Source organism: Paenibacillus sp. Paensp38 (genome assembly GCF_059491915.1).
Genome location: NZ_CP168516.1, coordinates 506656 through 518165 on the forward strand (window position 1 = coordinate 506656; position 11510 = coordinate 518165).

The 11510-nt window shown below is 50.9% G+C and carries 13 protein-coding genes; 12 read left to right on the plus strand and 1 reads right to left on the minus strand.

Translation table 11 applies throughout. From position 1 onward, the window contains the following. The first annotated feature begins 8 nt into the window (after positions 1–8). The 12 genes from ACEN8J_RS02385 to ACEN8J_RS02440 all read left to right on the plus strand — a co-directional run bounded on the left by ACEN8J_RS02385 (position 9) and on the right by ACEN8J_RS02440 (position 11104). Positions 9–341, plus strand: a complete 333-nt coding sequence (locus tag ACEN8J_RS02385; RefSeq protein WP_029518277.1) for an alpha-helical endospore appendage domain-containing protein — start codon at positions 9–11, stop codon at positions 339–341. Then, positions 341–691: a hypothetical protein gene (locus ACEN8J_RS02390; RefSeq protein ID WP_039272663.1), complete on the plus strand. Its 351-nt coding sequence runs from the start codon at positions 341–343 to the stop codon at positions 689–691. Before ACEN8J_RS02385 ends, ACEN8J_RS02390 begins: the two co-directional genes overlap by 1 nt. Next, positions 639–998 carry a FliH/SctL family protein gene (locus tag ACEN8J_RS02395; protein ID WP_069012644.1) on the plus strand — a complete coding sequence of 120 codons (360 nt, stop codon included), beginning with the start codon at positions 639–641 and terminating at the stop codon, positions 996–998. Before ACEN8J_RS02390 ends, ACEN8J_RS02395 begins: the two co-directional genes overlap by 53 nt. A 182-nt stretch (positions 999–1180) precedes the next feature. Continuing rightward, complete coding sequence (locus ACEN8J_RS02400; RefSeq protein ID WP_029518280.1) at positions 1181–2272, plus strand: CgeB family protein; 1092 nt, start codon at positions 1181–1183, stop codon at positions 2270–2272. 33 nt (positions 2273–2305) lie between these two features. Then, positions 2306–3439: a CgeB family protein gene (locus ACEN8J_RS02405; protein ID WP_029518281.1), complete on the plus strand. Its 1134-nt coding sequence runs from the start codon at positions 2306–2308 to the stop codon at positions 3437–3439. 60 nt (positions 3440–3499) lie between these two features. Further along, positions 3500–5161, plus strand: coding sequence for a glycosyltransferase (locus ACEN8J_RS02410; RefSeq protein ID WP_495594216.1), 1662 nt, complete (start codon positions 3500–3502; stop codon positions 5159–5161). Positions 5162–5282: 121 nt separating this feature from the next. Continuing rightward, positions 5283–6374, plus strand: a complete 1092-nt coding sequence (gene wecB / locus ACEN8J_RS02415) for a non-hydrolyzing UDP-N-acetylglucosamine 2-epimerase (RefSeq protein WP_069012646.1) — start codon at positions 5283–5285, stop codon at positions 6372–6374. Next, a complete protein-coding gene (locus ACEN8J_RS02420) occupies positions 6367–7353 on the plus strand; it encodes a polysaccharide biosynthesis protein (protein WP_029518284.1) in 987 nt (328 codons plus the stop codon). The genes wecB and ACEN8J_RS02420 overlap by 8 nt, the downstream gene beginning before the upstream one ends. Then, the gene (locus tag ACEN8J_RS02425) at positions 7350–8204 is read left to right on the plus strand and encodes a dTDP-4-dehydrorhamnose reductase family protein (RefSeq protein WP_069012647.1); all 855 of its coding nucleotides are present in this window, start codon (positions 7350–7352) and stop codon (positions 8202–8204) included. The genes ACEN8J_RS02420 and ACEN8J_RS02425 overlap by 4 nt, the downstream gene beginning before the upstream one ends. Beyond that, complete coding sequence (locus ACEN8J_RS02430; RefSeq protein ID WP_029518286.1) at positions 8165–9163, plus strand: NAD-dependent epimerase/dehydratase family protein; 999 nt, start codon at positions 8165–8167, stop codon at positions 9161–9163. The genes ACEN8J_RS02425 and ACEN8J_RS02430 overlap by 40 nt, the downstream gene beginning before the upstream one ends. Further along, positions 9160–9876: a glycosyltransferase gene (locus ACEN8J_RS02435; protein ID WP_029518287.1), complete on the plus strand. Its 717-nt coding sequence runs from the start codon at positions 9160–9162 to the stop codon at positions 9874–9876. The genes ACEN8J_RS02430 and ACEN8J_RS02435 overlap by 4 nt, the downstream gene beginning before the upstream one ends. Positions 9877–9904: 28 nt before the next feature. After that, a complete protein-coding gene (locus ACEN8J_RS02440) occupies positions 9905–11104 on the plus strand; it encodes a glycosyltransferase (RefSeq protein ID WP_069012648.1) in 1200 nt (399 codons plus the stop codon). Here ACEN8J_RS02440 and ACEN8J_RS02445 read toward each other — a convergent pair. After that, on the minus strand, positions 11101–11478 hold the full coding sequence (locus ACEN8J_RS02445; RefSeq protein WP_029518289.1) for a hypothetical protein: 378 nt from the start codon (positions 11476–11478) through the stop codon (positions 11101–11103). The two genes, ACEN8J_RS02440 and ACEN8J_RS02445, sit on opposite strands and share 4 nt — an antisense overlap. Positions 11479–11510 lie beyond the last annotated feature (32 nt).

Sequence of the window (11510 nt, forward strand, 5' to 3'; positions counted from 1 at the left end):
GTGAACACATGAGTAGGGAACAAGCAATGATTCACATGCTGGACGCAGCCTCCAAAATGCAGCGGAATGTGTCTATGATCCTGGAGGCCAAGGCGGTCGAAGCAGAAAAAGTGCGTAATTGGGCGCTGAACCATCTGGCGCCCCACGCCTTTGACACCGATGAAGAACAGCTGGGGCGACCTTTGGAGATTCACGAGCAAATGGTGGAAATGCTGGAGGGATTAACGCGGCTTCAGACTGGTCTTTGCAGCAATCTCAAAGCATTGCTGGATCAGGATGAGCAGCAGGGTGGCGGCATGGAAGGGATGATGGGAGGCATGGGCTCGGGGGATATGAACTAATGAGCATGAGGCGTGAACGTGAGATCAAGCTGGATATAATGGAGTCTATTGCTGCCAGCCAGCACGCCGTTGCCCGGATGCTGACCAGTCTTGCGGACTTGACGCCCCATGCGGATATGTCGGCTACCCGTCTGGAAGAAACCATTCGTATACTCAGCAACTACCAGGGCGAAATCACGCAAATGTTGGCGGGTATTCCATTAAGACGACAGGTATATGGAAAACCGACGAAACCGTGGCTCCATGTGCCTGTTCAGAAAAATGAAACCACCACGAGAAAGCAAAGGAGGAATGAAAATGAGCACAAGGTGGGAACGCGCCACTCGGGAAAAAGCCCGCAAAAGACGTAAAGATGCCCGGCGTTCCAGCATTCGCAGATTAAAACGGAGAAGAAGACGTCTGCTTGCTCTAAGACGCCGTAAAAGAGGACATCATTCTGCACGTAGAAGACATCCTCTTTTGCGGCGGCGAAAAAAACCTCAAGCTAACCCGGTGGCAGTCCCTTCTGCGGAGAATCCACAGCCCGGGACTGTTGCATTGGAGCATGATCCGCAGGCATTTCAGCAGGGGTATGATGCAGCTTACAACGAGGGTTTCAATTCAGGCTTTGCCAAAGGTTATGAAGATGGACACCAGGTCGCTTACCAGGCTCAGTAAACTATGCAGAACATCCATGACAGCTAACCCCCCGAAGCTACACAGCTTCGGGGTTATTTGCGGTTCGGCAGTTGGACGGGCAAACGCCAATTTTGTCCGGGCAGTGGCAGTCGTCCATGATGCGTTTGACCCCTCCGCATATAGTTTAGGAGTGACAGAAGTTTATCCTACAACAGGACAGGGTGAAGGATGTGAACGATCAACAAAGCGGAAATGAACGCGAAGCGTACCGATGCGGCTATCGGGAAGGACGCAGAATGGGCGGTTGCACGGCTGCTCTGTCACAGGTCGTGGCCATACAGCCTGCTGTTCGTCATTTGAAAGTGTTGTATATTCCGCAAGGTTTCGCAGCTATAGACACAGGTGTGCAAGAAGCATTAGGCCAAATATGCAGCTCATGCGCCATCGGTACGCCTGCTACGATGCTAGCTGACGCCGAGGCTCAACGTCCAGACCTCGTGCTGGTCATGAACGGGCTGCATGTTTTTCCGGCGGATCATCTGGAGCAGGTACAGCAAATACGAGCCCTAGGCATTCGGACGGCCATATGGTTTGTAGATGATCCTTACTTTACGGAGGATACGGCGTTGATCTGTCAATCCTACGATGTCGTATTTACGCACGAAATTTCTTGCCTGCCGTTTTATCGCGATCAGGGAGTAACGAGGGTTCACTATTTGCCGCTGGCTGCGTCAGCTCGTATCTTTTATCCTCGGCGGGTAGAGCGGGAGCATCAGCATGATATTTGTTTCATTGGAAATGCCTTCTGGAACCGTGTGAAGCTATTCGACCACCTAGCTCCCTTCTTGGCGGACAAAAGAGTGCTGATCGTAGGTGGGCACTGGGATCGGCTGACCCGGCGGGATGTGCTGGAACGCTTTATCCGTCCGGGCTTTATGGAGCCGGAAGAGACCGCTCAATATTATAACGGCTCCAAAATTGTCATCAATATGCACCGCCCGACAGACCCCGGACTGGATAATCGGAATACACACCAGCTTTCAGCGGAGTCCATCAATCCTCGGACATATGAAATTTCTGCTTGTGGCACGCTTCAAATGACGGATGTTCGGAAGGATTTGAGCCGTTATTACCGACCAGGCTATGACATTGAAACTTTCTCTGGAGCAGATGAATTGAAAGTGAAGCTGGACTACTATCTCAAGCATGATTGGGAACGCGAACGCATGGCCTGGCGCGCATTGTACACGACTATGCAAAAGCATATGTACTCCAATCGCATGGAAGAACTGCTGGACAAGGCGATGGCCTAAAGTAAACACCATAAACAGTGAGGAGTGAAAGTGATGACGATATCTACGACAGGACCGTATGACCCGGCTGTTCACCAGACGGCGGCAGCCTCCTGGGAAAAGGGGAGAACTGCGGGATTGCATGACGGATACGACGAAGGATATCTGCGCGGCCGTGCTAACGCAATTGTTGCGCGGATGAAAGCAGTTTTCCCTTTTCGACAAATCCATGTACTGTATGTCGTCTCAGGCAAAGGCCTTCCGTATTCTCCGCTGGATGAGGCGGTCATTACCACATTGCAGAGCATGACGGCTCAGGTTACCGTAACAGACCCACGTCAGCCGGTAGGAGATATTGCCGCTCAGCTCCGTCCGAATCTGATGCTGGCACTGGATGGAATGGATCTTCCGTTGGAGCAGGTTACTGCGGTACGCCAGTTGGGCATCCCCACCGCCATCTGGCTAACGGACGATCCGTATTACACCGACACGACGACCAAAATCGTTACGAATTATGATTATGTGTTCACGTTAGAAATGAACTGCATGGAGCTGTACCGTCAGTTGGGTTGCACGTCTGTGCACTATTTGCCCTTTGGAGCATTTCTGACTCACTATTTCCCCCTCAGCTCGCCCGCTTCGGTACGACGTGAGATTGGGTTTACAGGCTCAGCCTACTGGAACCGCATCTATTTCTTTAATCCGATTATGCCGCAGCTCATGGCTCGTAACATTAAAATCAACGGAATCTGGTGGGATCGTCTCCCAGATTATCAGTCGTATGGCGACAAAATTGAGCTGGGTCGCTGGATGTCTCCGGGCGAGACCAATGATTCGTACAACGGCAGCAAAATCGTAATTAATCTTCATCGTTCCCATCAGGATGATTCGGTGAACAACAACTCACTGAAAATTCCGGGGGCTTCGCCCAATCCGCGTACGTTTGAAATTTCTGCCAGTGGCACGTTGCAACTGACAGATACAAGAGATGATCTGGCTCGTTTTTATAAGCCAGGGGAAGAGATAGAGACCTACAGCTCTCAGCAGGAACTGCTGGAGAAGGTTGAGTTTTATTTGACGCATGAAAAGGAGCGTCGTGAGATTGCTCTGCGTGCTCTGGAACGAACCCTGCGGGAGCACACGTATGGTCACCGGATTGACCAACTGTTGTCGGTCATATTTCCATAAGGTGATTCACACGTCCGGTGGTTGCTATTTTAAAGGAGGTGAACTCCGATCAAGCCGAAAATGATGTTATTCAGCCATGTTAGCAACGTCCGCAGTATTACGGGGGCCGAGAAGCTGCTATTGCAATTTTGTCTAGATATGCGTACGTACTTCGATTGTATTCTCGTAACGCCTGGTGAAGGGCGGCTGACCTCAATGGCCCGCAAGCGCGGAATCACCGTTCTGACACAGAATCTGTTCATGCTGCATGGCATGTATACCCCATATGAGGGATTGGCGCAGGATGCGGAGAATTTGCGGACCCATGTGGCGTATGCACCGTTGTTCCAGATGCTTCGGCATGCTCGACCTGATGTGGTGCTGGTCAATACCTGTGTGAATGTCATGCCTGCAATGGCTGCCCATGAGCTTAATATTCCGGTGATCTGGAAAATTACCGAAGTCATTAACCAGAATGCGCATACGCCAGTTTCTGTTTCTATCATTGAGCGCTATAGCCAATGGGTCATCGGCATTTCTCAAGCTGTAATGCGTCCTTTGCATGGTGGGGGACTGACACGTCCGCATACGGTGTTGTCTCCCTGCCGGGATATGGATATGCCGTCTCCCAGAGAGCATGTGCTGGAACGGAAAAGGAAACGTGAAAAACTGGGGCTGCGGGATTTTCATATTTGCATTGGTTATATTTCTTCCTTTATCTACGAAGCCAAAGGGCTGTTACCTTTTGTCCAAATGGCTCTAAAGCTGTGCGAAACCAATTCGCGGTGTCGTTTCTGGATCATCGGCAGCTCGGTGGACTCGGAATATTACGTAAAATGTGTCTCTTTAATCCGCCAATCTCGTTATAGCCGCCGCTTCCAGTTCAATTCATTCGAGGAATCCGTGTCAACGGCCTATAGCGCAATGGATATTGTTGTGATCCCAAGTATGGTGGAAGAAGGCTTTGGTCTGACAGCCCTGGAAGGGCTAGTTTACGGTAAGCCCGTAGTAGCCTTTGCGCAGGGTGGACTTGTGGAATTGATGGAGGCTACCGGAAATACAGATTTTTTGGTAGAGCCGGGCAACAGCGACATGCTGGCGCAAAAAGTGGGTTATCTGCTCGATCATCCCGAGGAATTGGAACGGATTGGTGTCCGTAACAACAGTGCAGCTACACGTGTATACGGACCTGATTCCTACCGAAGCAGTATGCACCTCATGGTCAGTCAATGGGTATGTCATCATCCGCATTGGTTCCCGTTGATTCAGCAGCCGGGTGGACCTGTATGGACGAGGGAAGGCGAAGGGCTGCGTCAGGTCACCGCTATACCGGAGGGTTATACCAGCACGATTCGAGAATTTCCTGAATCGGTGGTGTGTCAGCTGCCTGTGCTGGGTCTGCCGCCAATCGAATATGCAGCCATTCAGGGCTTGCCACAACCAGCACCCCCTTTACCTGAGTCACCACCCGATTTGCCCCGCGGCAAGCGTAGTATTCGGGCGAGATGGCCAAAGGGCCGTAAGCGTACCAGACTTCGGAATCGCAGGTATAAGAGAAGCGGCGGCAAGAGTCGCCTTAAGAAAATTCACGGGTTCCCGTTGTCGAAGGGACTTTATCCGAAAACCAAGTCCAGACAGAAGCTCAAGCGGAAAATCAAGCACCGGTCACGGCGACACAACGCGCACAAACCGAAGCGAGTCACACTCAAGGCTGGACAGCATACAAAACAACGGTCCGGGTGAACCTACGCCGGACCTTTGAGATGAACGTTAAGCTGGAGCACAGCCAGTCTGCTGGATGGCTATCCTTCATTGAACGCCACAATTCAATGAAACAACGACAGCAAAGGTGGGTTCCAAAACCATGAAAATATTGACCGTGCTCGGCACAAGACCGGAGATTATACGGCTCAGCCTGATCATTCCGAAGCTAGACCGCCATGCAGATGAACATGTGCTTGTGCATACGGGCCAAAATTACACCGAAAGCCTGAGCGGGCAGTTCTTTCGCGAACTGGGACTGCGTGCCCCGGATTATGTACTTCAGGAGAAAGCGGGGACACTGGGCAAACAGTTGTCCGCCATGTACTCGCAGATGGAGGATATTTTAAACAAGGAACGCCCCGATCATGTGCTATTGCTCGGTGATACGAACAGCGCTCTATGTGCCTTACTTGCGGAACGTATGGGTTATCCGGTCGTGCATATGGAGGCGGGGAACCGCTGTTATGATCTGGATGTGCCGGAGGAGAAGAACCGGCGTGTCATTGATGCGATATCTACCATTAATATGCCTTATACGGAGCAAAGCAAGCAGCACCTACTACGCGAAGGCTTCCCAAGCCAACGAATCATACTGACTGGAAATCCGATCTACGAAGTAATGCAGCACTATGAGAAAGAAGTAACCGGTAGTGGGATTTTGAAAAAATTGGGACTGTCGCCGGGAGAATATTTCCTGGTCACTGCCCACAGAGCCGAAAATGTCGACCATCCACCGCATTTGCTGGCTATTTTAGATGGTCTTAACCGGGTAGCCCAGCAGTTCGGGCAGCGGGTCATTTGCAGTATTCATCCCCGGACTGCCGCCCGGATCGCAAGCCATCCGCCGATCCAGCTTGATCCGCTTGTGGAATTTCACGAACCGTTCGGTTTTTTTGACTTCGTTCTGCTGGAGCGGCATGCCCGCTGCGCTTTGACAGACAGTGGTACCGTACAGGAAGAATGCTGTGTCATGGGGGTGCCGACGGTTACGATGCGCCGGACGACTGAACGGCCGGAAACGGTAGATTGCGGCAGCAATATCGTGTCCGGCCTTAATGGCGAGGTTATAGCAAACGCGGTAGCCATAATGACCGGGATGACCCATAAGTGGCAATGTCCCGCAGGCTATCTGGTGGAAGATGTGTCGGATAAGGTAGTTAAATTTCTGCTTGGAGGGAAACGGCATGTTTGAAAACCAACGTATCTTGGTTACCGGCGGTACCGGCTCCTGGGGGCATGAGCTGGTTGCCCAGTTACTGCCGCGTAACCCCAAAGAGGTCATTATCTTTTCACGCGGAGAATCCAGTCAGGTTGCCATGAACAGGCAGTTTGAGGATGAACGACTCAGCTTCTGTATTGGAGATATTCGGGATAAGGATGCGCTGACTACCGCTTGTCAAGGAGTGGACTATGTATTTCATTTGGCAGCGCTCAAGCACGTACCCGTCTGTGAGGATCAGCCCTACGAGGCACTCAAAACCAATGTCGTAGGCACTCAAAACGTAATCGAGGCCGCTGTCGTTAATCAGGTCAAGAAAGTCATTTATATATCGACCGACAAGGCCGCGAATCCGTCCAATTTTTACGGCATGACGAAGGCAATAGGAGAAAAACTGATTGTTTACGCCAATCTGCTGAATAGCGATACACGTTTCGTGACGGTGCGCGGCGGTAATGTTTTGGGCACAAACGGAAGCGTGGTGCATCTGTTCCAAAGCCAGATTCGCCAAAAGGGCAAGGTTTCGATCACAGATATGAACATGACGCGCTTCTTCCTAACCTTGCGTGATGCGATCAGTCTCCTGTTCAAAGCCTCGGTGGAAAGTGTTGGCGGGGAAATTTTTATCATGACCATGCCAACCTGCCGTATTTTGGACTTGGCTGAGGTGCTCATTGAGGATTCAGGTGTGGAAAACGTAGAAATTGTAGAAAAAGGTGTGCGTCCCGGTGAGAAAATTCATGAGATTTTGATGAGCGATTTTGAAAGCCTGACGACGGTAGTCTATGACGAGCAATATTTGGTCATTCTCCCAACGCTGAATATTCCTCAATTAAAGGACCGCTATAATCAGTGCCCTCCCGTGTCATTCAGCAGCTTTAGTTCGGAGTTTAATTTGATGTCGAAAGAGGAGATTCGCAGCATTCTCCAAAGCGGGGGGTTCATCAAATGAAGCTGCTTATTTTGGGTGGTAACGGCATGGCGGGCCATGTTCTGGTGAAGTATTTCCAAAACCAGAGCGGGTATAACGTGTTCTACACCACCCGTGATCCCGAAAATAAAGGTGGTCTGCTGCTGGATGTAAAGGACAGCTTTATGGTGGAGCAGCTGGTACGGAGTGTACGGCCAGACGTTATTATTAACGCGGTAGGTGTACTGAATCAGCATGCCGGGGAGGATCAAATTGCAGCATACCAAATTAATGGGTTGCTGCCACATCTTCTCCGGCGGACAGCGGACAGTATCGGTGCCCGATTGGTTCATATCAGCACGGATTGCGTATTCGAGGGAAATCGGGTACCTGGTTTATATAAGGAGACGGATCAACCCGATGGGACAAGTGCCTATGCTTTGACGAAAATACTCGGAGAAGTAAAGGCCGCAGGGCATCTGACTATCCGTACCTCCATTATCGGGCCGGAAATTCGGCCCAGTGGCATTGGTCTGCTGCACTGGTTCTTGCAGCAGAGCGGAGACGTTAACGGGTATCGCCGGGTCTTTTGGAACGGGGTTACGACGCTGGAATTAGCAAAGGCGATACAGGTGCAGATGAATGAGCCGCTGGACGGACTCATTCATCTGGTTCACCCTGAACCGATCAGCAAGCACGATTTGCTGCTGCTGTTCAAAGATATCTGGAATAGGGAGGATATTCGGATCGTGCCGAAAGATGAGCCGGTGCAGGACCGGACGCTTCGTTCTACCCGGGCCGATCTGCTCTACGATGTTCCTCACTACAGCATCATGCTGAAGGAGCTGCTGGAATGGACGGAAGCACAGCGGAACAACGTCGGCCTGTCATAGTCATTACCGGAGCGGCGGGCTATACCGGGATGCATGCCTGCCGCCATTTTGCAAAGCTCGGCTGGGAGGTAGCGGCGCTGACTCGCACTGCCGCTTCCGTCTCAGAACTGATCTTACTGGCTCGCGATGATGAAAATAACAGCCCAGAGGCGGAGACTCGCAACTGTATTACGCCTTATGTGTGTGACTTGCTCGACAAGAAACGTCTGGGCGAAGTAATTAGACAGATTGCTCCGGATTATGTGCTTCACCTGGGTGGTAAAAATTCCGTCCCTGAATCTTGGGAGAGTCCCCTGCTATACATGGAATCCAATGTACTGTCCACCCTGTATCTGCTCGATGTACTGCGACCTTTCCCCAAAGCCAGAATTGTCGTGGCGGGTTCTCGGCTAAAGACGGCTTTGCAGGCTCCGTATCATCCAACACATCCATACAGCCTTAGCAAAAGCCTTCAAGAGGCAGTCGCGCTCTCGTGGGGCGCGCTGTTCGAACAATCCGTCATGCTGGCAGAGCCTTGCAACTTGATCGGTCCGGGTCCATCTACCGGATTTTGTGCATTACTCGCGGGGTATATCGTTCAGACGGAACGTAGGGAGGGGCAGTCCGCAACTGAAACTGTCCCGTTCCGGGTATCTTCCCGACATGCGCAACGTGATTTTCTCGACGTTCGTGATGCCGTTCGCGCATACGGTGTGCTATTGGAACAGGGTGTGCCAGGCCGAGTGTACTCGGTCTGCACAGGCCGCATTGTGGAACTGGGCAATATCGTGGAACGTATGGTTGCGCTGGCCAAAACATCTATTCCCATACAATGGGGGGATGTGGCAGAGTCAGCATCTACCGAGGCATACCGTGCGAAAGAGCTGGAGGACATGGGCTGGAAGCCGACCATACAGCTGAGGCAATCTCTGGAGGATATGATTCAATACCGCCGAGCCGGAAAGGAAGGAACGATATGAGACCGAAAGTAACGATCGTCATTCCCTTTTATAACTGTGCATATGTGGATCAGGCTTTGCAAAGTGCACTAGAGCAAACTTATGGCCCACTCGAGATTATTGTCGTCGATGACGGCTCCACGGAACATGTTGATATGCTTCAGGCCTATCTTCCTTATATACATTATTTAGGTAAATCCAATGGTGGAACAGCCAGCGCTCTGAATCATGGTATCCGACATGCCAGTGGCGATTATATTGCGTGGCTCAGTTCCGACGATACCTATCATAGGGATAAAATTAACAATCAGGTTTCTTTTATGGTGGAAAACGGTGCGTACATCTCCCATACCAACTTCAATTTCATCAATCAATACAGCCAAGTCACAAGCTACCAGGCAGCCGCCGTGTTTCCGTCTATGACGGAGTTTTACCGTTTTTTTCAACAAGGAAATCCGGTCAATGGATGCACGGTTATGTTTAAAAAGGAGCTGTTTGCACATATCGGTTTGTTTGATGAATTGCTGCCGTACACACATGATCTGGATATGTGGTACCGCGTGATGCTGGCGGGATATCCATTTCCTTTTCTGAACGAGTCCTTGGTTAACTACCGTTGGCATGATGAAATGGGAACCAAAAAATATTGGCCCGCTGTGGAGCGGGAGTACAACATCACCCAAGCACGTTATCGAGATCGCTTCAGTCAGGTATTGAGTGGTTTATCCTCATGAAGCCGAAAGTCTGTCAGGGGGGATTGATATGGTAGATACGGGGATTGTTATGCCACTGTACAAACAGGATATCGGCTATCTGCAAGCTGCAATCTCATCCGTACTAGCCCAGAGCTACAGGGGATTTCGCTTCATCATTGTTATTGACGGAGCGCCGGAAATGGTGGGGCCAGCGCTCTATGCAGCAATGGGAGACCCGCGCGTTCAGTTGGTTACACTCCCTCAGAACCAAGGAGTATCCCACGCCCTAAACCGGGGATTCGATGAGTTGTTTAAAGATCCTGGGATCAAGTATGTGACCTGGGTCTCCAGCGACAATGTTTATAATGCTTCCTTTATTGAACGATTGCGGCAAGAGCTGAAGCAGGGGCCAGACTCACTCGGTCTTGTGTTTTCTACCTTCCGCCAGGTTGACGCATATGGGAACCCGTTGTATGACGAGCAGCATCAACAGGCGTTGATCCGGTACCAAAGTCAGCCACATCACGAATTGCTGAACGCCAGCATTGTTGGGGTTTCATTTATGTACAAAAGCAAATATGCCCTCCAGATTGGCGGCTATCGGCTGCAACCCGTTGAGGATTATGATTACTGGCTGCGGCTGACCGAGACGTGCAATATGAAATTCATCCCGGAGATCCTGATGGATTACCGGGTGAATTCCACATTTAGTGTATCGGCCGGCCTACACAGCCAAAAGGAGCACCGACGCTGGCGGCGCGCATTCCAAATCGCCAAGTATGAGGCGAGAGCACGCCGGGGCATCCCACTTGAAATGACGATTTTAATGCCTGTCACGGATATGGCTCAAGCTGAATCATTGCTGGATAATCTGCTGGAGCAGCACTACAGCAATTGCGTGGTACGGCTGCTGGATTTAACGCCAGAACAGGAAGCTAGCGCTTTCCTGTCGATGATGCTCGACCCTCGGTTAATCGTAACATCACGGCAGCATTATTCGATCCAGGAAGCACTGGTTCAGGCTATTGGTGAAACCACGACTCGCTTTGTTGTATGCTTCGGTGTCAAACCTTATATTGCCGTGACGGATCTACTGTATCTCACGGATTTGTTGCGCCCATTACAGGATACACATGCCTTTTCCTACTATACAGATGACCATTCCACCATCGGCAGCGGACGAGGGGTTCAGTCCGTACCGCCAGAATGGAATTACGTGTATTACACCCACAGATTGCATCAGGCACTGGAACAGGGTGGCTTTTAAATAACAGGGGACAGTGCAGGGATTGTGGTCAGCTCGGACTGGAGAACACGGTGCTCCTGTACAACATTACCAAACTGATCCAGTCCAAAGTTGGAGAGCACGACATTCGCTGGAGCAGCGGAGGCCACGTTGTATTGTACCTCATAGGCAAGAACCCCTTGTATAAAGAAGGTACGGCGGGCAATGGAGTTTGCAGGCAAGTTAACCGATGTCACATACAGTGGTGTCTTGGTATCCGGTACCAGCGAGAAAAAAATTTGGATGGTCACGGTTGCCGCATTTACTGTGTCCTCATTGACCAAGTTCACAACAACATTGGAGCAGGCAGTACCAAAATCTCTAGTGTTCGTCATATAACCGGTTGTAAAAGCCAATCGAATCATCCTCTCAAAAAACAGAATATTGG

Bases quoted from the DNA above. Each gene is read 5' to 3' on its own strand.
- ACEN8J_RS02385 (WP_029518277.1), top strand. From the start codon at position 9: ATGAGTAGGGAACAAGCAATGATTCACATGCTGGACGCAGCCTCCAAA.
- ACEN8J_RS02390 (WP_039272663.1), top strand. From the start codon at position 341: ATGAGCATGAGGCGTGAACGTGAGATCAAGCTGGATATAATGGAGTCT.
- ACEN8J_RS02395 (WP_069012644.1), top strand. From the start codon at position 639: ATGAGCACAAGGTGGGAACGCGCCACTCGGGAAAAAGCCCGCAAAAGA.
- ACEN8J_RS02405 (WP_029518281.1), top strand. From the start codon at position 2,306: ATGACGATATCTACGACAGGACCGTATGACCCGGCTGTTCACCAGACG.
- ACEN8J_RS02410 (WP_495594216.1), top strand. From the start codon at position 3,500: ATGATGTTATTCAGCCATGTTAGCAACGTCCGCAGTATTACGGGGGCC.
- wecB (WP_069012646.1), top strand. From the start codon at position 5,283: ATGAAAATATTGACCGTGCTCGGCACAAGACCGGAGATTATACGGCTC.
- ACEN8J_RS02420 (WP_029518284.1), top strand. From the start codon at position 6,367: ATGTTTGAAAACCAACGTATCTTGGTTACCGGCGGTACCGGCTCCTGG.
- ACEN8J_RS02425 (WP_069012647.1), top strand. From the start codon at position 7,350: ATGAAGCTGCTTATTTTGGGTGGTAACGGCATGGCGGGCCATGTTCTG.
- ACEN8J_RS02430 (WP_029518286.1), top strand. From the start codon at position 8,165: ATGGACGGAAGCACAGCGGAACAACGTCGGCCTGTCATAGTCATTACC.
- ACEN8J_RS02435 (WP_029518287.1), top strand. From the start codon at position 9,160: ATGAGACCGAAAGTAACGATCGTCATTCCCTTTTATAACTGTGCATAT.
- ACEN8J_RS02440 (WP_069012648.1), top strand. From the start codon at position 9,905: ATGGTAGATACGGGGATTGTTATGCCACTGTACAAACAGGATATCGGC.